Origin of the sequence: Nocardia bovistercoris, assembly GCF_015674855.1 — a bacterium.
Classification (GTDB): Bacteria; Actinomycetota; Actinomycetes; order Mycobacteriales; family Mycobacteriaceae; genus Nocardia; species Nocardia bovistercoris.
Genome location: NZ_JADMLG010000017.1, coordinates 114,560 through 136,256, shown reverse-complemented (window position 1 = coordinate 136,256; position 21,697 = coordinate 114,560). Strand labels below are relative to the sequence as shown.

The window sequence follows — 21,697 nt, the reverse complement described above, 5'->3', positions numbered from 1 at the left end:
TCGGCCGGAACCGCCCGTCTCCACCCGTATCCTCCGACGTTGGACATACCGCGGACACGGTGCGGCCCCGGACTCAGGCGGTGATCATGGTCAGCAGGTCTTCGGTGGGGCGTACGTCGCCGAAGGAGCGGTACACGGTGTGCAGGGTGGCGTTGTGGTCGCGGTCGCGGCGGGCGGCGTTGGCGTCGGCGACCATGACGACGCGGAAACCTCTGGTGCTCGCGTCGCGGGCCGAGGATTCGCAGCAGACGTTGGTGACGGTACCGGTGATGAGCACGGTGTCGACGCCGCGCTGTTCGAGCAGGTCCGGGAGGTCGGAGCGGCCGGGGAAGAAACCGCTGAACGCGGACTTCTCGGTGAACAGGTCGTCGGGGTCGGCGTCGAGGGCGGGCCACAGGCGGTCCGGGTAGGGGCCGTCGCCGCCGGAGCCGCTGTACTTCGCGGCGACCCGCGCGCCGAAGAATTCGATCATCCGCGCGCTCGGCGGGGCGAACGCGGGGACAACCCACGCGACCGTGCCGCCCGCCTCGCGCAACGTCGCGGCGACGCGGTTGATGTTCGGCACGATCGCGCGACAGTACGGATTGGTGTCGACGTGGAATGGCACCATGTCGATCACGACCAGCGCGGTGCGCGCGACATCGAACTCGGTGTAGGCGAAGCGTCTGCCGCGCAGGGATTCGTGGCGCGCGTACTCGCGCTCCTCGATATGCCATGCGTGCGGTTCGAGTACCCGCGCGTCGAGCGGCTGCGGTTCGAGCGGTTGGGCGGGGTCGGCGACATCCACGATGTCGTATTCTCGCACCGCCCATGCCGGTTCGGGACGCGCTTCGCCGTTCGGCGCGGCTATTCGACCACGATCGCTTTCTCGGGGCAGTTGCGCACCGCTTCGTGCACCGCGTCGTGGTATTCGGCCGGGATGTCGGCGACGGTGACCTCGGCGTATCCGTCGTCGGTCAGGCTGAAGACCTCGGGGCACAGCCCGAGGCATACGCCGTGGCCGCGGCAGCGGTCCTCATCGATGGTCGCCTTCATCGGGCGGCGCCGTCGGCCACGTCGAATTCCAGATGCAGGGAGGTCAATCCGCGCAGGATGAAGGTCGGCAGGTAGTGGTAGTCGCGCGCGTCGGCGGGGCCGTGCACGGTTTCGTCGATGCGCAGTTCGGTGGTGCGCGCGAGCAGCCGTTCGATGGCGACGCGGGCTTCGGCGCGGGCGAGCGGTGCGCCGGGGCAGGTGTGCACGCCGCGGCCGAATGCCAAGTGCTGGCGGGCATTCGCGCGGTCGGCGGCGAAGGTGGTCGGATCGTCGAAGCGACGCGGGTCGCGGTTGGCGGCGCCGTTGACGACCATCACCACGGTGCCGACGGGCACGTCGGTGCCGCCGACGGTGGTGTCGGTCTTCGACAGCCGGAAGTCGCCCTTCACCGGGCTCTCCATCCGCAGCGACTCCTCGATGAAGTTCTGGATGCGGCTGCGGTCCTCGCGCAGGTACTGCTGGATGTCGGGGCGTTCGGCGATGAGTTTGAGCGCCGAGCTGAGCAGGCGCACCGTGGTCTCCTGGCCCGCGGAGAACAGGTTCGCGGCCACCCGAACCACGTCGATCACCTCGGGGGTGCTGCCGTCGGGGAAGGTGGCGGTGGCCATGGAGGTCAGCACGTCGTTGCGCGGGTTCTGCCTGCGGTCATCGATGTAGGCCGAGAACTTCCCGTAGAGGAATTCGATCGGGTTGTGCGACATGCCTTCCCCGCCGGTGCTGCCGACGCCGCCACCCTTGCGGTGCGGGTCGCGCTGCAACGTCTGGAGGAATTCCTCCTGGTCCTCGACGGGCACGCCGAGCAGGTCGGCGATGACGTAGAGGGTGAACGGCCCGGCGAATTCCCGGATGCTGTCACCTCGGCCCTTGGCGAGGTATTCGTCGAGCATGCGGTCTGCGATCGACCACATGGCCTCCTCGTTCTCCTTGAGGCGCTTGGGGGTGATGAGCCGCATCAGCAGCGCGCGGTGCGCGGTGTGGGTCGGCGGGTCGAGCGTGGGCAGCTGGTCGCTCATGGGCAGCGAGTCGCGGTGTTCGGCGATGGCCGCTTCGACGTCGACGGTGTTGTCCAGCGGAACCGGGAAGCCGGGGAAGGGGCCCGTCACCGAGATGCAGGAGGAGAACCGGTCGGTGTCGTTGTAGACCTCGAGCGCTTCGTCGTAGCCGGTCACCATCATGACGTCGTGGTGCTTTTCCCTGGTGACCGGGCACTGTTCGCGTAGCGAGTCGAAGTAGGGGTACGGATCGTCGACCAGTTCCTGTCCGAGGAAGAAGTCCAGATCCTGGAAGTTGTTCACCACTCGACGGTTCCCTTCGACGCTACGGCCGCCGCGTATTCCGCTACGCTGCCGGTTGCTTCCACGATTGAGAATATGCCTCTCATCTGTGAATATGAGATTTCCATATCTCCAGCTCCGCGTCAACCAGAGGACCGGCACAATGCCCAACGACCCCACCGCGGATCAGCGGTTCTTCCAGACGACCACCCGCGAATTCCTGACCGAGACGGTTCCGCTCGCCGCGGTGCGCACCCTCGCCGAATCCGGCACCGGATTCGACCGCGCGTGGTGGCGGCGCGGCGCCGAACTCGGCTGGATGGCCATGCTCATCCCCGAGAACCACGGCGGCGGAACGGTTTCCGGCCGCGCGATGAGCGAGCTCGCCTTGGTCGCGGGTGAATTCGGGCGGGCCTGCGCACCCGGACCGTTCGTCACCACCAACGCCGCGCTCGCCGGGCTGACTCGGCAAGCCGACCGGTGGGCCGAGGTGCTCGGCGCCGTGCAGTCCGGCGACACCATCCTCAGCTGGGCGGTCTACGAGCCCGGGCTCGGCTTCGACGTGCTCTCCCCCGCCGACCAGCGGCACACCCCCGGCGTGCGCGCCGAACCCGACGGCGACGGCTACCGGCTCACCGGCGTCAAGGATCGCGTGGAATCCGCCGACCAGGCCGACCTGTTCCTGGTCACCGCCGAGAGCCCCGACGGCCCGATCCAACTCCTGGTGCCCGCGAACGCGCCCGGCGTGAGCGTGACCCCGGCCTTCACCCTCGACCTGGTGCGCCGCACCGGCCGGGTGAGTTTCGAAGACGTGGCGGTCCCCGCGGACTCGGTGGCGCACACCGGTTCCGAAGCCGTCGAAGCGATCCAGGCGCAGGCGCACACCGCGGCCGTGCTCACCGCGGCCGAAATGGTCGGCGCCACCGACCGCGCCCTGGAAGCGACCCTGACCTGGCTGTTCGACCGCTACACCTTCGGCAGGCCGCTGGCCTCCTACCAGGCGCTCAAACACCGCATGGCCGACAACAAGACCTGGCTCGAGGCGTCAAAGGCCACCGCGACCGCCGCCGCGAACGCCTGGGACGACGCCGCGCCCGAACTGGCCGAATACGTCAGCATCGCCAAGTCCTACGTCGGCGCCAAGGCCCCGGTGATCGCCCAGGACTGCGTGCAGCTGCACGGCGGCATCGGCGTCACCTGGGAACACGACCTGCACCTGTTCCTGCGCCGCATCACCCTCGGCCGCGCTCTCTACGGAACCCCCGAGGAACATCGTCGCCGCATCAGCGATCTGATCGATGCCGCCGCGTGAAACGCGCGATGAGGTCCGGTGATATGCACCGCACGACGAGGGTCGGCGGCGTGCACCGCTGCGACGCACGGCGCGAATCCCGCGGCGAAACCGTGGGACCTGTGCCGCGCCACGAGGTCCGCCGCGTGAAACCCACGATGAAGTCCGGCCATGTGCACCGCACGACGAGGGTCGGCGGCGTGCACCGCACTGCCGCGACGCACGGCGCGAATCCCGCGGCGAAACCGTGGGACCTGTGCCGCGCCACGAGGTCCGCGACATGAAACGCGCGACGAAACCCCGCGGCGTGCGCCGCACCCCGAACTCCGCGTGATCCGCGCACTCGTGCGAGCCGCCCCGCACCGTGCGCACCACCCGAACGCATACCGAACACCGCACGGAAGGCACCGTTGATGTCCACCGAAATCGAACCCGTCGCCGAATTCCGCGAACGCGCAAGGCGCTGGCTGCGCGAGAACATGCCGCCCGAGGGCGCCACCGACCTGAAGCCCGACACCGACGAAGCCTGGGACCGGGCGCGGCAGTTGCAGCGCATGCTGTTCGACGGCGGCTTCGCCGGTATCGGCTTCCCGGTCGAATACGGCGGGCGCGGACTGACTTTCGACCATCAGCAGGCGTTCACGGAGGAGTCCATCGGCTACGAGATGCCGCTGATGCTCAATGTGCCGACCCTGGCGATCTGCGCGGCGACCGTGCTCGACCTCGGCACCGAGGAGCAGAAGCGCGCGCACCTGCCCGCCGTACTGCGCGGCGACGAGATCATGGTGCAGTTGCTGTCCGAACCGCGCGGCGGCTCCGATCTGGCGGGCCTGACCACCCGCGCCGACCGCGACGGCGAACGGTGGGTGCTCAACGGCTCCAAGATCTGGAGTTCGGGCGCCTACGCCGCCGACTACGGGCTGTGCCTGGCGCGCACCAACTGGGAGGTCACCAAACACCGCGGCCTGACCCTGTTCCTGGTGCCCGTGCACGCCGAGGGCGTCACGGTGCAGCGCATCAAGCAGGTCACCGGATCGACCGAGTTCTGCCAGGAATTCTTCGACGACGTCGAACTGTCCGACGCCGACGTGCTCGGCCGCGTCGACGCGGGCTGGGAGGCGGCCTCGCGACTGCTCGACCACGAACGCGCGGCCCTCGGCGGTACTTCCCCCTACACCAGCGGCGCGCGCCCGCACCTCGGCGCCGAGGCGAACGAGCTGGTCGAACTCGCCAAGGCCACCGGGCAGTGGCAGGAGCGGCGGGTGCGCGAGGACGTCGGCGAGGCGCGCGCCATGAACGTGGTGCGCGATCAGCTCATCGCCCATGTCACCGCCGCCATCGTCGCGGGCGAACTGCCGCCGTCGGCGGGCGCGGTCACCCGCCTGTTCAGCGCCGAGAACGCTTGGACGCAAACGGATATGGCGGTGCGCATCGCAGGCGCGAACGCGGCGACGCATCATCCCGGCGATCCGGTCGACACCGAGAAGGTCGGACTCGACTACCTGTTCCGCGCGGCCTGGAGCCTGGCGGGCGGCAGCACCGAGATGGCCCGCAATGTCATCAGCGAACGCGTGCTCGGCATGCCGCGCGAATTCGCGGCCGACCGCGACGTGCCGTTCAACCAGGTCAAACAAGGCCGCTGAGCTGTGCGCACACCGCGCCACTTATCCCGGCGGCCGCCGCGTCGGCCGCCGGGTTCACGCCCTATCCACGTCGGACGCCACCGCGGCCATGGCGAGCGCGTGCGGTCGAGCTGTGCTCACGCAGCACCGCTGAACCCACAGCTGTATCGCCGATCGCGCCGGTTCACGCTCCGTCCGCGTCGGACACCACCGCAGACGGGTCAGCACGCGCCACTGAGCCGTGCGCACACCGCGCCACTGAACCGGCGACCGCATTGTCGGTCGCGACCGTTCACGCCCCCTCCGCGCCGGACACCACCGCAGCCGGGGTGAGCGCGCGCAGGCAGAAGGCGGTGATCCGGTCCACCTCGGCGTCGGTGGGTCCGGATCGCTGCCGCAGCAGATCCGCCAGCGTACCGACGGCGACGTGCGCGATCGAGAGCGCATCCGAATCCGGTGCCGCGCTGCCCAATTCGACGAGGGTGTCGCGCAACAGGGTGGCAAGCGCGCTGCCGACAACGCCCGGTCCCGCCTCCAGCGCGAGACCGGGCCCCGCGGCGTTCCACAGCACTGCGAGGGTGGCGGCCGCCGCGCGCTCGTCGGCTTGGGCCAGGATCGCGGCCACCCAGCTTCGCATCCGTTCGCGCGGATCGGATTCCTTGTCCATCTGGTGGGCCGCGTAGCGCGCGAGCCGTTCGGCCCCGTCCTCGAGCAGTGCCGCGACCAGGGCGTCCTTGGACGGGAAGTGTCGGTAGAAGGCGTCGTTGGACAGTTCGGCGGCCGCGACGATGTCGGCGACCCTCGGGCGCGCCGCGATGCCGCCCGCCGTCATCACCGTGAGCGCCGCGTCGAGCAGCCGCCGCACTTCATCGGCGTAGTCCGCACCACGCTTGGCCAGCGTCTTCTTCGCGATTCTCGCCGCGACATCGTCGGTTCGCTCCATGCCCGAGACTCTCCTTCCATCGAACTCAGAATTGCATTCTGGATCAGAAGAAGCTTATTCTCCAAACGGAGAGGAGCTGACATGGCATGGGATTTCCGAACCGACCCCGAGTACCAGGCGAAGCTGGACTGGGCCGACGCCTTCGTGCGTGAGGAGGTCGAACCGCTGGACCTGGTCTGGCCGCACGAGCAGTTCGTGCCGCTGGACGGCGGCAGGCGCGCGGCGATCGCCCCGCTCAAGGAGCGGGTGCGCGAACAGGGCCTGTGGGCGACCCACCTCGGCCCCGAACTCGGCGGCCAAGGACACGGGCAGGTGAAGTTGGCCCTGCTCAACGAGATCCTCGGCCGCTCGTCCTGGGCGCCGATCGTCTTCGGCTGCCAGGCCCCCGACACCGGCAACGCGGAGATCATCGCCCACTACGGCACCCCGGAACAGAAGGACCGCTACCTGCGCCCGCTGCTCGACGGCGAACTGTTCTCCTGCTATTCGATGACCGAACCGCAGGCCGGTGCCGATCCGGGCCGATTCACCACCGCCGCCGTGCGCGACGGCGACGACTGGATCATCAACGGCTGGAAGTACTTCTCCTCCAACGCCCGCACCGCCGCCTTCCTGATCGTGATGGTCGTGACCGACCCGGCGGCGGGCGCCTACAACGGCATGTCGATGTTCCTGGTGCCCACCGACACGCCGGGTATCGAGATCGTGCGCGATGTCGGCCTCTACGGCGAGGAGCCCGGCGCGGGCCAGCACGCGCTGATCCACTATCAGAATGTGCGCGTGCCGAATTCGGCGCTGCTCGGCGGTGCGGGGCAGGCCTTCGCCATCGCCCAGACCCGCCTCGGCGGCGGACGCATCCACCACGCCATGCGCACCATCGGGCTCGCGACCCGGGCGCTGGACATGATGTGCGAGCGGGCGCTGAGTCGCGAGACCGCGGGCAGCAGGCTCTCGGAGAAACAGTTCGTGCAAGGCTTCATCGCCGACTCCTACGCCCAGCTCCAGCAGTTCCGGCTGTTCGTGCTGTACGTGGCGTGGGAGATCGACGAGTACAACGACTACAAGAAGGTGCGCAAGGACATCGCGGCGGTGAAAGTCGTCATGCCGACGGTGCTGCACGACATCGCGTGGCGGGCCATGCAGGTGCACGGCGCGCTCGGGGTCACCGACGAGGTGCCGCTGATGCGGATGATCCACGGCGCGGCCGTCATGGGACTGGCCGACGGACCCACCGAGGTCCACAAGACCACCGTCGCCAAACAGGTCCTGCGCGACCACAAAGGGGTCGACGGCATGTGGCCGAGCGAGTGGATCCCCGCCAAACGCGAAGCGGCGCTGGCCAAATACGCCGAATTCCTCGACCACGAAGTGGGCAACCGATGACCGAGACCCTCGACTTCGAACGCCTCGCCACCTGGATGGACGACGCAGGCCTCCCCGGTGCGGGCGAACCCGCGCAGGTCACGCTGCTCTCGGGCGGCACCCAGAACGAGATCTACGACATCCGGCGCGGCGAACACCGTGCGGTGCTGCGCATACCGCCACCGGCCGCGCCCGCCGACCGCGACAAGGGCATCCTGCGCGAATGGCGGATCATCGAAGCGCTGGGCGGCACCGATGTCCCGCATCCCGAGGCGGTGGCGGTGTGCACCGATCCCGCCGTGCTCGGGCGCACCTTCTACCTCATGGGCTACATCGACGGCTGGTCGCCGATGCAGCACCAGGACCGCTGGCCCGATCCCTTCCACGGCGACCACGCGGCCAGGGGTGGGCTCGCCCTGCAACTAGCGGAGGGCATCGCGCTGCTGTCCAAGGTCGACTGGCAGGGTCGCGGACTGCACGACCTCGGCAGGCCCGACGGCTTCCACGACCGCCAGGTGCAACGCTGGACCGGTTTCTTCGAACGCGTCAAAGGCCGCGAGATCGAAGGCATGGAGACCGCGACGAACTGGCTGAAAGCCCACCGCCCACTGGATTTCGTGCCCGGCCTGATGCACGGTGACTACCAGTGGGCCAATGTCATGTACCGCGACGGCGGGCCGGCACGGCTCGCGGCGATCGTGGACTGGGAGATGGGCACCGTCGGCGACCCGAAACTCGATCTGGCCTGGATGCTGCAGGGCTGGCCCGAGGACACCTCGGCGCCGGAGGCGACCACCTCCGGCTACGTCGACCAGCGCCACATGCCGTCCCGCGAGCAGGTGGTCGCGCACTACGCCGAGGTCTCGGGACGCCAGGTCGACGATCTCGACTACTACCTGGTACTCGCGCAGTGGAAACTCGCCATCGTCCTCGAGCAGGGTTTCCAGCGGGCGGGCGACGACTTCAAACTCCAGGCCTTCGGCCCCATCGTGCCCGCACTCATGCGCGGGGCCGCCGACCTCGCCGAGTCCACCGGATATCGCGGATGACCGCGCCGGACGCCGAGGGCGATGACCTGCTGATCGAGCGCGTCGGGGCCGTGACGGTGGTGCGGTTGAACCGGCCACGGGCCCGCAACGCGCTCACCATGGCCATGCTGCGCGGCATCGGGGCCGCCGTCGTCGCCGCCGAGGCCGACCCCACCGTCGGCGCGCTGCTGATGGTCGGCGCGGGCGACCGCGCCTTCTGCTCCGGCATGGACCTGCGCGCCTTCGCCGACGGCGCGGACTACACCGTGGACGATCCGGCCACCGCCGCCTACATGCGACTCACCCGTGGCGAGGCGACGCTGCCGGTGATCGGCGCGGCCAACGGGTCCGCCATCGGCGGCGGACTCGAACTGCTGCTCGGCGCCGACCTGATCATCGCCTCCGAAGCGGCGACCTTCGCCTTCCCCGAGGTGCGGCGCGGCATGTTCCCCGGTGGCGGCGGCACCTTCGTCGCCACCAGGATCCCGCTCAACATCGCGTTCGAGATGACCCTCACCGGCGATTCGATCACCGCGGCCCGCGGCTACGAACTCGGCCTGGTGAACGCCGTCGTCGCAGCCGACCAGGTCTTCGCGACCGCCATCGACTACGCCGAGCGCATCGCCGCCAACGCCCCGCTCGGACTCGCGGCCTGCAAGGAACTGGTCCGTCTCGCCGCCACCGACACCGCCGCCGCGCACCGGCGGCTGATCCATTGGCAGAACACGGTTTTCCACAGCGAGGACGCGAAAGAGGGCGCACAGGCGTTCCTCGAACGCCGCGCCCCGGTGTGGCGGGGCCGCTGATGCGCGCGATACCTACGGTGGCAGGACCACCGGAGCCCGCGGCGAAGCCGTTCCCGCGTACCCGGGCGGGACTCACGCGCACAACGGCACGACCACGGGCGCTCGCGGCGATCGAACCGCATGCCTACCCGCCCGCGACGCCGCGCACGCACCGTCGAGCAGGAGCGCAGCCGCAGGCAAGGCCGGTCCTGCTCATCCTCGCGACGGCGGCGCCCGCTGTGCGCACGACGGCGGGCCGCTGAATGCGCGCGGCAGTATGCGCCGAGTACGGACCGCCCGAAGTCGTGCGGCCGACGACGGTGGCGAGTCCGCGCGCCGACGCCGATCAGGTGCGCGTGCGGGTGGTGGCCGCGGCGGTCAACTATCCCGATGTGCTGCTCATCGCCGACCGCTATCAGATCAGCGTCCCCCCGCCGTTCGTGCCCGGTAGCGAATTCGCAGGCACTGTCATCGAGGTCGGAGCGCGAGTGCACGGGTTCGCGGTGGGCGACCGGGTCTGCGGTAGCGGAATGCACGGGGCGTTCGCGGAGGAGGTGGTGGTCGGGGCGGGGGCGCTGGTTCGGATTCCGGACGGTGTCGACGCGCGCTCGGCCGCCGCGTTCGGGGTCGCGCACCGCACCGCGTATCACGCGCTGCGCTCGGCCGCCCGTGTCGGCGACGGGGATTCGGTGATCGTGCTCGGCGCAGGCGGCGGTGTCGGGCTGGCGGCGGTGCGGTGCGCGACGCTGCTGGGCGCGCGGGTAACGGCGGTCGCCTCCAGTGCCGAGAAGCTGGCCGCAGCAAGGGATCACGGCGCGACAACGCTCGTGGATCATCTCGCGGGCGACCTGCGCGCCGCACTGCGCGAGGCCGTGCCGCACGGCGCGAATGCCGTACTCGATCCGGTCGGCGGCGACCTGTCCGAACCCGCTCTGCGCTGTCTCGCGCGCGGCGGGCGCTTCGTCACCATCGGCTACGCGAGCGGCCGGATTCCGGAGATCCCACTGAATCTGGTGCTCGTCAAGGGCGTGCACATCCTCGGATTCCAATTCCGCGACGTCGATCCCGCCGAATTCCGACGCAACGAAGAGGAACTGTGGGCGCTGCTGGCGAGCAACCGACTCCGCCCACACATCGGCGCCACCTACCCGCTCGACGAGGCGGCCGCGGCATTGCGACACGTCGCCGAGGGACGAGCGGTCGGCAAGGTCGTCATCGACATCGCGGAGACGTGAAGGGACCGCAGGCCGAGCAACCGGGCGGCGGGCTCACGGAACCGACTCGACTGCGCGGGTGCGAATCACGGCGCCGATCGAGGTGACGCGTTGGGCCCGGGACAGGCAGGCCGATCGTCCATCGCACCGCCGGACGTTGCCTACCTACCTACCTACCTACCTACCTACCGCGCGTCACCTACCCACCGCGCGTCGACCTCGGGCGGATTACTCGTATTCGACGGTGAGGGTCGGGGTGAGCGGGTCGGACTGGCAGGTGAGGATGTAGCCGTCGGCCACGTCCTCGTCGGTGAGCGCGTCGTTGACCCGCATCTCGACGCGCCCGTCCACCAGCCGCGCCATGCAGGTGCCGCAGTTGCCCTCCTCGCAGGCGAAGGGCGGGTTCAGGCCGGAGCGGCGGGCCGCCTCGAGTATCGTGACGCCCGCTTCGACCGGCACGAGGGTCTGCGAACCGTCGAGCAGTACGGTGGCGACCGTCTCGGTCGCGGTGTCCTGCTGGGGAACTGACGATCCTGCCATGGCGGCACCCTCCTGGAATCGGTGGCATCCTGACGCGGTGACACCTCGATGCGGTGACATCACAGAGTACCGGCGATGTCGCACGGAGCCGGGGCTGCGGCTCGCACAATGCTGTGCACATGCATAGCACGGCCGTTTCCGGCGGGTCAAGCAGTGGTGACGCCGCCGCTCAGCGTCCCGACCAGCGCGGCGGCCGCTTCTCGAGGAACGCGCGCGGCCCCTCCTGCGCGTCCTCGCTCAGATAGCAGGCGGTCGAGGCGTGCCGCGCGGCCTGCAACGCCGCGGCGCGCCCCATCTCGGTCGCCAGCATCACCGTATCGCGCGCGGCACGCACCGAAAGCGGTGCGCCCGCCAGTATCTCGGTGGCCAGCTCGAGCGCCGCGGCCATCAGGTCCTCGGGTTCGGCGAGCCGGTTGACCAACCCGATCTCGTAGGCGCGGCGCGCGTCGACGGGCTTGCCGGTGAGCAGCAACTCCATCATGATCCGCTGCGGGATCATGTGGATCAGCGGCGCGGCCCACGGCGAACTGCGCCCCACCTTGACCTCGGTGACGGCGAAGGTCGCGGTGGTACTCGCCACGCACAGGTCACAGGCCTGCGCGATCATCCACCCGCCCGCGAACGCCGCCCCGTTCACCGCCGCGATCGTCGGCTTCGACAGTTCCAGCGTGTCGTAGGGCAGGGCGTACATGTCGCGGGGCGGCACCGCCATCCCGGTCCGCACCATCTCCTCGAGGTCACCGCCCGCGCAGAACGCCTTGGTCCCCGCACCGGTGAGGATCGCGACCCGCAGCGCGTCGTCGCGCTCGAACCGCTCCCAAGCCTCGGCCAACCCGTCCCGCACATCGCGAGCCAGGCAGTTGCGCCGCTCGGGACGATTCAGGGTGATGACGGCGATCCCATCGGATCGGGCGTCGAACAGTACCGCATCGGACATCACAAACCTCGCCTCATCACAGAACCCGCCTCGTCACAGTCGTCGCGGCCGCTTCACGAATTCGCCGCCTCCGCAAGGACTTCGCCTCATCACGAACTTCACTGTCGAATCGAGACTCGCACCACATCCAGAGTCACAGGCCGACCCGAGACACTGGAAGCACGCCGAAATACCCCCGGGCACAGGCCGAGTACGCCTCGAGGCACGGGCCGACTCGAGGCACTCGGCGCCTGCCGAAACGCCTCCTGGCGCGGTGCGAGCACGGTGTGCGCGGGCACCGCGCGCGCAGCCCGGACGACGCCCGCCCATCAGAATCCCCGCTGCCGTATCACAGCCGCCGCCCGATCCAGATCCTCGCGGAAATCCGGATGCGCGATGGCGATCAGCCTGCGCGTGCGTTCCGCCAGCGACACGCCTTGCAGCTCGGCCGCGCCGAATTCGGTGACGACCACGTCCACATCACTGCGCGCGGTGGTCACCGGCCCGTTCAACGCGGCGGTGATCCGGCTGAGGGTGCCGCCTTTGGCCGTCGCGGGCAGCGCGATGATCCCGTGTCCGCCCCGCGACCGCGCGCCCGCGCGCACGAAATCGACCTGGCCGCCAGTGCCACCGAGATAGGCCGCGCCGCTCTGTTCGGCATTGACCTGCCCGGTGAGATCGACCTCCATCGCCGAGTTCACGGTGACCAGCCGGTCCAGCCGGGCGAGCACGGCCGCGTCGTGGGTGTAGTCGGTGGTGCGCATGACGACGGCCGGATTGCGGTGCGCGAACCGGTACAGCCGGTCGGTTCCGATGAGCGCCCCGGTGACCGACACCCCACGATCGATGGCCTTGCGCGCGTTGGTCACCACGCCCGCCTCGACCAGGTCCACGAGCCCGTCGCCGAGCATCCCGGAGTGCACGCCGAGATCGGTCCGGTCGCCGAGCAGCCGCAGCACGGCGTCGGGCACCGCGCCCACGCCCGTCTGTAGTACAGCACCGTCCTCGATGAAGGCGGCGACGTGGCGTGCGATGGCCTCGTCCGTCGCGCCGATCGGGGCGGGCGGCACCTGCACCGGCGGGCGCGAAACCATTACGGCATAGTCGATGTCGGCGCTCGCGAGGGTTTCGCCGTAGGTGTAGGGCACCTGGTCGTTGACCTCGGCGACCACGACCCGCGCCGCCGACACGGCCGCCGCGACATGGTCGCTGATCAGCCCGTAGCTGTGCCTGCCCTCCTCGTCGGCGGGACTGACCTGCACGAAAGCGACGTCGCAGCCGAATCTTCCGTCCTCGATGAGCGGCCCGATCCGCCCGACGTGGCACGGCACCACCGTGAGCCGGTTCGCCTTGGTGACCGCGCGCAGCGCGCCGATCGCCCCCATGCTCGCCAGTTCGAAGGATTCGGTGGCGGCGGGGGTGAGCAGCCCGGAGAAGCTGGTCGCGACGAACAGCGACAGCCCGCCGATCTCACCGCCTCGGGCGATCAGGGCTTCGACCAGTGTGCTCGGTTCTCCGCACGCCTGTCCCATGACGATGCGGTCGCCGGGTCGCAGGATCTTGCGCAGGTCCAGTGACGCGGCGTCGAGTGTCTCGGTCATCGTCGCGTCCGTCCGTTCGCGCCGCCCTCGGCCGGACTCGCGAGGTCATCGAGGACCCGCGCGGTGTCGGCGCCCAGCCGCGGCGCGGGTCCCGCGACGCGCCCAGGCGTGCGGGAGAACCAGGTGGGTGGGCCGGGAAAGCGGAGTTTCCCGTAAGGGGAATCCACCGTCTCGAAGAACCCGGCGGCCGTCAGATGCTCGTTGTCGAACAGTTCGTCCATGGACCGCACCGGCGCGCACGGAATATCCAGTGCGCGAAGCAGTTCCAGCCATTGCGCGGTGGTGCGCTCGGCGAAGGTCTCGGCCAGCAGCGCGTAGACCTCGTCGATGCGGGCGGCGCGCTGTTCCAGCGTCGCGAAATGCGATCCGGCCCAGTGCGGGCGCACCGCGTCGACGAACGCGGTCCACTGTTTGTCGTTGTAGACCAGCGCCGACAAGTATCCGTCGGCGGTGCGATACGGCCTGCGATTCGGGGTCACCGCGCGCGGATAGGCGGCGGAGCTCAGCGGCGGGTCGAACAGTGCGCCGTTGGCGTGTTCGACCAGCATGAACGCGGCCATCGTCTCGAACATGGCGACCTCGACCTCCTGGCCCTCGCCGGTGCGCTCGCGGTGGAACAGGGCCATGGTGGTGGCGTAGAGCGCGGTCAGGCCCGCGATCTTGTCGGCCATGATGGTGCCGACGTAAGTGGCCTCGCCGGTCAGTTGCCGCTGCACCGAAGGGAGTCCGCATTCGGCCTGGATGGTGTCGTCGTAGGCGGTGAGGTCGGCGTCGGGGCCGCGGCGGCCGTAGCCGTAGCAGTTGGTGTAGACGACGGTCGGGTTCAGCGCGCTGACCTGCTCGTACCCGAATCCGAGCCGGTCGATCGCCGAGGCGCGCATGGAGTGGATGAAAACATCGGCGCCCGTGACGAGTTCGCGTAGGGCGCGGGCGCCTTCTGGATCGCGCAGGTCGAGCACGACGCTGCGTTTACCTCGGTTGACATTGACGAAGACCCCGCCCATGCCGCGTTCGGGCCCGACCGAGATGTACCGGGTGTTGTCGCCCGCGGGCGGCTCGATCTTGATGACGTCGGCGCCCATGTCGGCCATGATCTGGGTGCAGTAGGGACCCATGACCATCGCCGTCAGATCGATGACACGGATTCCGGACAGCGGGCCGCCTCGAGCTGTCGCCGCGTCCGTTTCGCGAGGTTCCATCGCCGTGTCCGTTCCACGAAGCCCCGTCGCTGTGTCGGTATTGCGAGGTTCCATCGCCACGTCCTTCTCGCGACCTCCGTCCAATTCGCCGCATCCGGGAATCGTTCGAAGGCTATCTGATGAATCTTTGCAAGGATAGTGATATCAAAGAGGCTGTGGACAGATTCGACGGCGACAGCCCACCGGGCCGGGTCGCGCTCAGACCGATCGCTCGCGTCCTCGACGCGGCGCTCGCCACCAGCCCCGAGGCCGTCGCGATCGAGGCCGCCTCCGGCGCTCTCACCTATGCCGAACTCGACGAACGCGCCACCCGCGCGGCGGGCGCACTCTGGTCGCTCGGCGTTCGCCCCGGTCACCGGGTGGCCGCCTGCCTGCCCAACGACCTCGACATCGTCGTCGCCTTCCACGGCGCGCAGCGGGTCGGCGCGATCTGGGCGGGTATCGGCGAAGCGCTCGCGGAGGGCGAACAGCGGCGTCTGGCCGACCTGTGCGCACCGACGGTGATCCTCGGCGGGCCGCGCTGCCTGCTCGACACCGCGATCGACCCGGACCGGTGGCGCGACCTGCTCGACGCCGCCACCCCGCCGCCGCCGATCGACCTCGACATCGACGCACCCGCGGGCATCGCCTTCACCAGCGGCACCTCCGGCGCACCCAAGGCCGTCGTGCACAGTCAGCGCAATATGCTGCTGCCTGGCGCGGCGCTGGTCGCCACCCGCGGCTACGGCCCCGACCTGCGCAAAGGCGACAGCTTCCCGCTCACCATCCTGAATCTCATGGTGCTGTCCACCCTGCTCACAGCGCGGGCGGGCGGCACGGCGGTCATCATGGACCGCCGCGATGTCGAAGGCGTCGCCGAATGGATCGCCCGACACCGGGTGAGCGTGTGGAACGGCGCACCGGCCCAGCTCTACGACCTCGCACGACGCCCCGACCTCGACCTGAGCTCGCTGCGCGAGGTGTGGAGCGGCGGCAGCGACACCCCCGACACCGTGCGCACCGCGTTCGCGGCCACCCACGGCCCGGTCCCCCGCACCACCTACGGCCTCACCGAGGCTCCGACCGTGGTCGCGATCGACCCGCCCGGCGACGAGTGGTCCCCCGGCGTGAGCGGCCGCGTGCTCCCGCAGTTCAGCGTCGCCGCCTACGACGACGACGGCCGCGCGCTGCCGCCGGGGTCGCTGGGCGAACTGCGGTTGAACGCCGCCACCGAGGGACCGTGGGCGGGCCTGTGGACCCCTCTGCTCGGCTACTGGGACGACGGCCGGATCCGCGCGGCCGAGCCACTGCCGCTCCCCACCGGCGACATCGGCACGGTGGACGAGTCGGGTCGCCTGTCGGTGCTGGATCGCAAGAAGATGGTCATCATTCGCGGCGGCGCCAATGTGTATCCGCTCGAGGTGGAGCGGATCATCGCGACCCACCCGGCCGTTGTGAAGGTCGGGGTGTGCCCCGTCCCCGACGAGCGGCTCGGCCAACGTGTCGCGGCCGTGATCGAAAGCGCCGACACCGCAGTCGATTTCGCCGAGCTCTCGGAGCTGTGCCGACGAGAACTCGCGGGCTACAAGGTGCCCGAGATCTGGACCAGGGTGGACGCGCTGCCGATGAACGCCATGGGCAAGGTGGAACGGACCCGACTCACCGAACTCGCCACCGCGGCGCGTGGAACGGAGGGGCGATGAGTACGCCACGCGAAAACGCCACCGCGCGTTTTCATCTCGACGGCCGGGTGGCGATCGTCACCGGCGCGTCCTCCGGCCTCGGCGCCGCGGTCGCGCGGGCGCTCGCGGGCCTCGGCGCGCGGGTCGGCGTGGTCGCGCGGCGCGCGGACCGGCTGAAGGAACTCGCGGCCGAGATCGACGGCCACCCCGTGGTGTGCGACCTGGGTGACCTCGACCGGATCGGCACGGTGGCCGACACCGTCGCCGACGCGCTCGGCCCGCCCACGATCCTGATCAACGCGGCGGGCAACCGATTCGGCGACGCGCCCGCCGAGAGCGAAGCGCCCGCGGACGTGCGCGCCACCATCGACCTGAACCTGCTCGCGCCGTACCGGTTGGCGCAGACGGTGTTCCCGCACATGGCGGCCGAGGGTGCGGGGTCGATCGTGAACATCTCCTCCATCAGCGGCATCGTCGGCGTGCCGGGCATACCGCAGGCGTCCTACGCGGCGAGCAAGGCGGGACTGTCGGGGCTCACCGCCGAATTGGCCGTGCAGTGGGCGCGCCACCGGATCCGGGTGAACACGGTCGCGCCGGGCTTCTTCCGCAGTGAGATCACCGACAGTCTCTACGACAGCGAACGCGGCGCCGCCTACCTGCGCCGCAACACCCCGTTGCCGATCGAGGCGACCGCCGAGGACGTCGTCGGCGCGGTGATCTGGCTGGCGGGCGACGCGGCCCGCTACGTGACCGGCCAGACCATCGTCGTGGACGGCGGGTGGACGGCCCGCTGACCGGCGGCACCTCCCCCTACCTGCCAGTTGACACCCGAAAACCACAATGGAAACATAGTTACGCCACACGGAGAATCACATTCTCTACAGCGAGAAATTACGTCCTGTGAGAGGTGAATAACCTTGGGCGAGGAAGGAATCCGCTCCGCATGTTTACGGCAGTCGTGATCGAGAAGAGTGACACGGGAACCAAAGTCGCGACGGCAGGCGTCGAGGAGTCGTCGCTGCCCGAAGGTGATGTGACCGTCGAGGTGGCCTACTCCACCCTCAACTACAAGGATGCCCTCGCCATCACCGGCAGCTCGCCGGTCGTGCGCTCCTTCCCCATGGTGCCCGGCATCGACTTCGCGGGCGTCGTCACCGAGAGCTCGAACCCCGAGTGGTCCGCCGGTGACGAGGTGATCCTCAACGGATGGGGCGTCGGCGAGACGCACTGGGGCGGCCTGGCCCAGCGCGCCCGCGTCAAGGGCGACTGGCTGGTCCGCAAACCGGCGGAATTCACCGCGCGCCAGGCGATGTCGATCGGCACCGCGGGCTATACCGCGAGCCTGTGCGTGGACGCGCTACTGAAGCACGGCATCGAACCGGGCAGCGGCGACATCCTGGTGACCGGCGCCACCGGCGGTGTCGGCAGCGTGGCCATCGCGCTGCTGCGCACGGCGGGCTTCACCGTGGCCGCCGCCACCGGCAAGACCTCCGAAACCGCCTACCTGGAGAAACTCGGCGCCACCACGGTCATCGACCGCGCCGAACTGGCCGAACGCGGCAAGCCGCTGCAGAAGGAACGCTGGGCGGGCGTCGTCGACACCGCGGGCAGCTACACGCTGGCCAACGCGGGCGCCCAGACCCGCTACGGCGGCGCGATCGCGGCCTGCGGACTCGCGCAGGGCATGGACTACCCCGCCACCGTCGCGCCGTTCATCCTGCGCGGCGTGACCCTGTACGGCATCGACAGCGTCATGGCGCCGCGCCCGCGCCGCCTGGAGGCCTGGGCGCGGCTCGCGCGCGACCTCGACCCCTCGGTGCTCAAGGACATCGCCGAGGAGATCGGGCTCGCCGAGGCGATCCCGGCGGCCAACCGGCTCATCGATGGCACCGTGCGCGGCCGCATCGTCGTCGACGTGAACCGCTGAACGGAGGATTCGTGACAACCAGGAAAACCGCAGCGCCCGCCAAGACGGCGGCCGCACCGGCGAAGCGGGCCGCCCCCGCCAAGCGCGCACCCGCGGCCAAGGTAGCCGCGCCCGCCGCCCAAACACCCACCGCGCCGGTGGAACTCGACCTCAGCGATGTCGACCACCGGGTGGGCAAACCGGTCGGCGGCGGCCAGCTGTGGGATCCGTGCAGCACCTCCGACATCCGTCGCTGGGTCATGGCGATGGACTACCCCAATCCCCTGCACTGGGATCAGGAGTTCGCCGCCGCCTCCCGCTACGGCGGTCTCGTCGCGCCCCAATCCATCCCCGTCGCACTGGATTACGGGCATGGCGCGCAACCTGCCTGTGTGGGGCGCATTCCCGGCAGCCACCTCATCTTCGGCGGTGAGGAATGGTGGTTCTACGGCTGCCCGGTCCGCCCCGGCGACCGGCTCATCCAGGAACGGCGCTTCCACGACTACAAGGTCGCGGAGACCAAATTCGCCGGGCCGACCATGTTCTCGCGCGGCGACACCGTGCACCGCAACCAGAACGGCGTCCTGGTCGCACGCGAGAGGTCGACGGCCATCCGCTATCTCGCCGCCGAGGCGACCGCGCGCGGCATGTACGACAATCAGGTCGGCGAGGTGAAGCGCTGGAGCGCCGCGGAACTCACCGAGGTGGAGGCGCTGCGCCACGAGTGGCTGCTGTCCAACCGGGCCGGTATCTCCCCGCATTTCGACGAGGTGAAGGTCGGCGACAAACTGCCGAGGCGGGTCATCGGACCGCACAGCATCGCCAGTTTCACCACCGAGTACCGCGCGTTCCTGTTCAACATCTGGGGCACCTTCGGGTGGACGGCCCCGGAAGGGCTCGAAGATCCCTGGATCAACCAGGATCCGGGCTGGACCGAGGGATTCGGCTTCGACGAGGAGGGCGCGCGCATCGATCCGCGCCTGCGCGACGGCCTCTACGTCGGACCGTCGCGCGGCCACATCGATGACGACAAGGCGGGTGCGGTCGGCATGTCGCGCGCCTACGGCTACGGCGCGACCATGGGCGCCTGGTGCACCGACTACCTCGCCTACTGGGCGGGCAACGACGGCCTGGTCCGCCACACCAAGGCCGACTTCCGGCTGCCCGCCTTCGAAGGCGACGTCACCTACTTCGACGCCGAGATCGTGGACAAGATCCCCGAGTCCACGTGGGGCGTGCCGCTGGTGCAGGTGAAGCTGAAGCTCACCGACCAGAACTTCGGCACGCTGGTCAGCTGCCTGGCCGAAGTCGAGTTGCCGCGATGACCGTGCAGGCAGACGCGGCGATCGTCAGCGGTCCGCCGCTGGACGAGGAACCCGGGCTCGGGCCGCTCACCCTGCCCGGCTTCCTGCGTGCGGTGACCCAGCGCTTCGCCGACCGCGAAGCGCTGGTGTTCCACGACCACGCGGGCGCGACCCGCTGGAGCTACGCCGACCTGTGGGAGCGCTCGGTCGAGGTGGCCCGCGCGCTGCGGGCCTGCGGTGTCGGCAAGGACAGCCGGGTCGGGGTCATGATGACCAACCGCCCCGAATGGCTCGCGGGCGTCTTCGGCACGGCGCTGGCGGGCGGGGTCGCGGTGGCGCTGAGCACCTTCTCCACCGCTGAGGAACTCGACCACCTGCTCGGACTGTCGGCCGTTTCGGTGCTGCTGTTCGAACGCACCGTGGCCAACAAGGATTTCGCCGCGACGCTCACCGGTCTCGCGCCCGCGATCGGCTCCGCCGCACCGGGCGCGGTTGACGCGCCCGCCTACCCGTTCCTGCGCCATCTCGCCGTGGTCGGCGAGGCGGCGCCCGGCGGCGCCATCGACACCTGGGACACCTTCCTGGCGCGCGGCGAAGCGGAGTCGACGGAACTGATCGAGGCGACCGCCGCCACGGTGCGCCCCAGCGACACCGCGGTGCTGTTCTTCTCCTCGGGAACCACGAGCAAACCCAAGGGCATCCGCAGCGCGCACCGCGGGGTCACCATCCAGATGTGGCGTTTCCAGCGCATGTTCGGCTTCGGACCCGACGACGAGGTGCGCTGCTGGACGGCCAACGGCTTCTTCTGGTCCGGGAATTTCGGTCAAGCACTGGGTTCGACACTGGCCGCGGGCGGGTCGCTGGTGCTCCAGTCGACCTTCGACGCCGATCAGGCGCTCGCGCTCATCGCGGCCGAGAAGGTCACCTTCCCGGTCGCGTGGCCGCACCAGTGGGCGCAGCTCGAGGGCGCGTCCACCTGGGCAGGCACCGACCTGAGCAGCCTGCGCTTCGTGGACGTGGAGACGCCTGCGGCGCGGCACTCGACCGTGTCGACCACCTGGACCCAGCCCGGTCACGCCTACGGCAACACCGAGACGTTCACCATCAGCACCTGCTACCCCGCCAACACCCCCGCCGACGAGATCGCGGGCAGCAGCGGAATCCCGTTGCCCGGCAATACGGTCAAGGTCGTCGACCCGCTCACCGACGAGGTCGTGGCGCGCGGAGTCAGCGGGGAGATCTGCGTGAAGGGCCCGACCCTCATGCTCGGCTATCTCGGCATCCCGCTCGACGAAACCCTCGACGCCGACGGCTATTTCCGCACCGGTGACGGCGGATACCTCGACGACACGGGCCGTCTCTACTGGGAGGGACGCCTCACCGACATCATCAAGACCGGCGGCGCGAACGTCTCCCCCCTCGAGGTGGACGAAGCGCTCGCCCGCTACCCCGGCGTGAAAGTCGCGCGCACCGTGGGAGTCCCACACGAAACCCTCGGCGAAACCGTCGTCGCCTGCGTGGTCGCGCATACCGGAGCCACGGTCGAGGAAACCCCCGTCCGCGAATTCCTGCGCGAACGACTCGCCAGTTACAAGGTCCCCCGCCACGTCCTGCTCTTCGACGAGGCCGAGTTCGCCCTCACCGGCAGCGCCAAGATCAAGACCAGCGACCTGCGGGAACTGGCCGCCAAACGCTTGGCCGACTGATCCGCACCCCGTGAAGGTCCCGCGGCGGCAACGGTGCCACCGCGGGACTTTCACGCATCGCGACCGGGCGGACCGGATGCCGACGAGGTCGCCGATTCGTCACACACCGGCTACTCCGCCCCGGCGGCGATCGGCCATTTCTCCTCGAGCTCACGGGCCGCGATGAACTGCGCCCCGCGAACACGCCCGGCAGCTCACTTATTTCCGCGAACGACGGCTCGTCGGAGGGCTGTACGAAGAAGGCCGCTCCGTCCGTCGACCATGCCTATCTCGAACAGGCACCGCCACCACGGATCAGTTCCACCATAAG

Annotated in this window: 19 protein-coding genes; 11 read left to right on the top strand and 8 right to left on the bottom strand. The window is 69.7% G+C overall.

Annotated features, from left to right (window positions below; genetic code table 11):
• Positions 1-73: 73 nt before the first annotated feature.
• Genes IT779_RS31325 through IT779_RS31315 form a run of 3 tightly spaced genes read right to left on the bottom strand, consistent with a single transcriptional unit; the run spans position 74 to position 2,333 of the window.
• A complete protein-coding gene (locus IT779_RS31325; RefSeq protein WP_196153074.1) occupies positions 74-787 on the bottom strand; it encodes an isochorismatase family protein in 714 nt (237 codons plus the stop codon).
• Between the two features lie 59 nt (positions 788-846).
• Positions 847-1,035 carry a ferredoxin gene (locus IT779_RS31320; protein WP_196153073.1) on the bottom strand — a complete coding sequence of 63 codons (189 nt, stop codon included), beginning with the start codon at positions 1,033-1,035 and terminating at the stop codon, positions 847-849.
• The gene (locus IT779_RS31315) at positions 1,032-2,333 is read right to left on the bottom strand and encodes a cytochrome P450 (protein ID WP_332839052.1); all 1,302 of its coding nucleotides are present in this window, start codon (positions 2,331-2,333) and stop codon (positions 1,032-1,034) included. Before IT779_RS31315 ends, IT779_RS31320 begins: the two co-directional genes overlap by 4 nt.
• Before the next feature lie 139 nt (positions 2,334-2,472).
• Between IT779_RS31315 and IT779_RS31310 the strand changes: the two genes are divergently transcribed.
• Entirely contained in the window at positions 2,473-3,621 is a 1,149-nt protein-coding gene (locus tag IT779_RS31310) for an acyl-CoA dehydrogenase family protein (RefSeq protein ID WP_196153071.1), read from the top strand.
• Between the two features lie 392 nt (positions 3,622-4,013).
• Entirely contained in the window at positions 4,014-5,243 is a 1,230-nt protein-coding gene (locus tag IT779_RS31305) for an acyl-CoA dehydrogenase family protein (protein ID WP_196153070.1), read from the top strand.
• Positions 5,244-5,514: 271 nt separating this feature from the next.
• On the opposite strand, the gene IT779_RS31300 is transcribed toward IT779_RS31305, so the two are convergent.
• Positions 5,515-6,165: a TetR/AcrR family transcriptional regulator gene (locus IT779_RS31300; protein ID WP_196153069.1), complete on the bottom strand. Its 651-nt coding sequence runs from the start codon at positions 6,163-6,165 to the stop codon at positions 5,515-5,517.
• Between the two features lie 81 nt (positions 6,166-6,246).
• On the opposite strand from IT779_RS31300, the gene IT779_RS31295 reads away from it, so the two are divergent.
• The 4 genes from IT779_RS31295 to IT779_RS31280 all read left to right on the top strand — a co-directional run bounded on the left by IT779_RS31295 (position 6,247) and on the right by IT779_RS31280 (position 10,575).
• Positions 6,247-7,548, top strand: a complete 1,302-nt coding sequence (locus IT779_RS31295) for an acyl-CoA dehydrogenase family protein (RefSeq protein ID WP_196153068.1) — start codon at positions 6,247-6,249, stop codon at positions 7,546-7,548.
• The gene (locus IT779_RS31290) at positions 7,545-8,576 is read left to right on the top strand and encodes a phosphotransferase family protein (protein ID WP_196153067.1); all 1,032 of its coding nucleotides are present in this window, start codon (positions 7,545-7,547) and stop codon (positions 8,574-8,576) included. The genes IT779_RS31295 and IT779_RS31290 overlap by 4 nt, the downstream gene beginning before the upstream one ends.
• A complete protein-coding gene (locus tag IT779_RS31285) occupies positions 8,573-9,361 on the top strand; it encodes an enoyl-CoA hydratase-related protein (protein WP_196153066.1) in 789 nt (262 codons plus the stop codon). Before IT779_RS31290 ends, IT779_RS31285 begins: the two co-directional genes overlap by 4 nt.
• Before the next feature lie 242 nt (positions 9,362-9,603).
• Positions 9,604-10,575, top strand: a complete 972-nt coding sequence (locus IT779_RS31280; RefSeq protein WP_196153065.1) for an NADPH:quinone oxidoreductase family protein — start codon at positions 9,604-9,606, stop codon at positions 10,573-10,575.
• Positions 10,576-10,782: 207 nt separating this feature from the next.
• Here the strand turns inward: IT779_RS31280 and IT779_RS31275 are convergent, their stop codons facing one another.
• From IT779_RS31275 to IT779_RS31260, 4 genes are all read right to left on the bottom strand, one after another.
• Entirely contained in the window at positions 10,783-11,094 is a 312-nt protein-coding gene (locus IT779_RS31275; protein ID WP_196153064.1) for a 2Fe-2S iron-sulfur cluster-binding protein, read from the bottom strand.
• Positions 11,095-11,263: 169 nt separating this feature from the next.
• Complete coding sequence (locus IT779_RS31270) at positions 11,264-12,031, bottom strand: enoyl-CoA hydratase/isomerase family protein (protein ID WP_196153063.1); 768 nt, start codon at positions 12,029-12,031, stop codon at positions 11,264-11,266.
• A gap of 308 nt (positions 12,032-12,339) precedes the next feature.
• Positions 12,340-13,611: an acetyl-CoA hydrolase/transferase family protein gene (locus IT779_RS31265; RefSeq protein WP_196153062.1), complete on the bottom strand. Its 1,272-nt coding sequence runs from the start codon at positions 13,609-13,611 to the stop codon at positions 12,340-12,342.
• The gene (locus IT779_RS31260; protein WP_196153061.1) at positions 13,608-14,810 is read right to left on the bottom strand and encodes a CaiB/BaiF CoA transferase family protein; all 1,203 of its coding nucleotides are present in this window, start codon (positions 14,808-14,810) and stop codon (positions 13,608-13,610) included. Before IT779_RS31260 ends, IT779_RS31265 begins: the two co-directional genes overlap by 4 nt.
• Before the next feature lie 155 nt (positions 14,811-14,965).
• Here IT779_RS31260 and IT779_RS31255 point away from each other — a divergent pair, with 155 nt between their 5' ends.
• The 5 genes from IT779_RS31255 (at position 14,966) to IT779_RS31235 (ending at position 21,387) form a co-directional block, all read left to right on the top strand.
• Entirely contained in the window at positions 14,966-16,492 is a 1,527-nt protein-coding gene (locus IT779_RS31255) for a class I adenylate-forming enzyme family protein (protein ID WP_332839051.1), read from the top strand.
• On the top strand, positions 16,489-17,265 hold the full coding sequence (locus IT779_RS31250) for an SDR family NAD(P)-dependent oxidoreductase (RefSeq protein ID WP_196153059.1): 777 nt from the start codon (positions 16,489-16,491) through the stop codon (positions 17,263-17,265). Before IT779_RS31255 ends, IT779_RS31250 begins: the two co-directional genes overlap by 4 nt.
• Positions 17,266-17,414: 149 nt before the next feature.
• Positions 17,415-18,398, top strand: coding sequence for an acrylyl-CoA reductase (NADPH) (acuI, locus tag IT779_RS31245; RefSeq protein WP_196153058.1), 984 nt, complete (start codon positions 17,415-17,417; stop codon positions 18,396-18,398).
• Between the two features lie 11 nt (positions 18,399-18,409).
• Entirely contained in the window at positions 18,410-19,702 is a 1,293-nt protein-coding gene (locus IT779_RS31240) for an FAS1-like dehydratase domain-containing protein (RefSeq protein ID WP_332839050.1), read from the top strand.
• Complete coding sequence (locus IT779_RS31235; protein ID WP_196153057.1) at positions 19,699-21,387, top strand: class I adenylate-forming enzyme family protein; 1,689 nt, start codon at positions 19,699-19,701, stop codon at positions 21,385-21,387. The genes IT779_RS31240 and IT779_RS31235 overlap by 4 nt, the downstream gene beginning before the upstream one ends.
• The last annotated feature ends 310 nt before the right edge of the window (positions 21,388-21,697 follow it).

Bases quoted from the DNA above. Each gene is read 5' to 3' on its own strand.
- IT779_RS31320 (WP_196153073.1), bottom strand. From the start codon at position 1,035: ATGAAGGCGACCATCGATGAGGACCGCTGCCGCGGCCACGGCGTATGC.
- IT779_RS31310 (WP_196153071.1), top strand. From the start codon at position 2,473: ATGCCCAACGACCCCACCGCGGATCAGCGGTTCTTCCAGACGACCACC.
- IT779_RS31305 (WP_196153070.1), top strand. From the start codon at position 4,014: ATGTCCACCGAAATCGAACCCGTCGCCGAATTCCGCGAACGCGCAAGG.
- IT779_RS31300 (WP_196153069.1), bottom strand. From the start codon at position 6,165: ATGGAGCGAACCGACGATGTCGCGGCGAGAATCGCGAAGAAGACGCTG.
- IT779_RS31295 (WP_196153068.1), top strand. From the start codon at position 6,247: ATGGCATGGGATTTCCGAACCGACCCCGAGTACCAGGCGAAGCTGGAC.
- IT779_RS31290 (WP_196153067.1), top strand. From the start codon at position 7,545: ATGACCGAGACCCTCGACTTCGAACGCCTCGCCACCTGGATGGACGAC.
- IT779_RS31285 (WP_196153066.1), top strand. From the start codon at position 8,573: ATGACCGCGCCGGACGCCGAGGGCGATGACCTGCTGATCGAGCGCGTC.
- IT779_RS31280 (WP_196153065.1), top strand. From the start codon at position 9,604: ATGCGCGCGGCAGTATGCGCCGAGTACGGACCGCCCGAAGTCGTGCGG.
- IT779_RS31275 (WP_196153064.1), bottom strand. From the start codon at position 11,094: ATGGCAGGATCGTCAGTTCCCCAGCAGGACACCGCGACCGAGACGGTC.
- IT779_RS31270 (WP_196153063.1), bottom strand. From the start codon at position 12,031: ATGTCCGATGCGGTACTGTTCGACGCCCGATCCGATGGGATCGCCGTC.
- IT779_RS31265 (WP_196153062.1), bottom strand. From the start codon at position 13,611: ATGACCGAGACACTCGACGCCGCGTCACTGGACCTGCGCAAGATCCTG.
- IT779_RS31260 (WP_196153061.1), bottom strand. From the start codon at position 14,810: ATGGAACCTCGCGAAACGGACGCGGCGACAGCTCGAGGCGGCCCGCTG.
- IT779_RS31250 (WP_196153059.1), top strand. From the start codon at position 16,489: ATGAGTACGCCACGCGAAAACGCCACCGCGCGTTTTCATCTCGACGGC.
- acuI (WP_196153058.1), top strand. From the start codon at position 17,415: ATGTTTACGGCAGTCGTGATCGAGAAGAGTGACACGGGAACCAAAGTC.
- IT779_RS31235 (WP_196153057.1), top strand. From the start codon at position 19,699: ATGACCGTGCAGGCAGACGCGGCGATCGTCAGCGGTCCGCCGCTGGAC.